The organism is Crenobacter sp. CS_VA4 (genome assembly GCF_055597485.1).
Genome location: NZ_JBVMAE010000095.1, coordinates 1 through 375 on the forward strand (window position 1 = coordinate 1; position 375 = coordinate 375).

Consider the following 375-nt stretch of genomic DNA (forward strand, 5'->3'; position numbering starts at 1 on the left):
TGCTCGGCCTGGATCAGGTGCTGGAGCCAGCTATCCAGCGTTTCCAGACCCGCACTGGAGGTGGATTGCCGCATCTCGGCATAAGTGGCCGCCATGCCATGCAACTTCAGCGCTTTCAGTTCGGTGTGGAGGTCGAGTTTCATCTCAGGCTCCCACACTGCGATGCAATTGGTCGTAGCGACTGCTGTCCGCCAGCGGCGGCTCGGCAATCTGTAGCGGCGTGTCCAGGGCTTCCGGCTTCGGCGGCGCCTGGAGCCGGGCCAAGACATTGAGCACATGTTCCGCATTGATGGCCCCCGATTCCAGCGCCACGTCGATGGCGAGCCGCACTGCATCCAGTCCGTGTGACGGGATATAGCCCAGCACTTTAGCCAT

1 pseudogene is annotated in these 375 nt (G+C 61.9%); it reads right to left on the bottom strand.

Going from position 1 to position 375, the window contains the following annotated elements:
- Positions 1 to 144: 144 nt before the first annotated feature.
- A pseudogene (locus tag ACZ2IA_RS23415) lies at positions 145 to 375 on the bottom strand (IS21 family transposase); the annotation flags it as partial.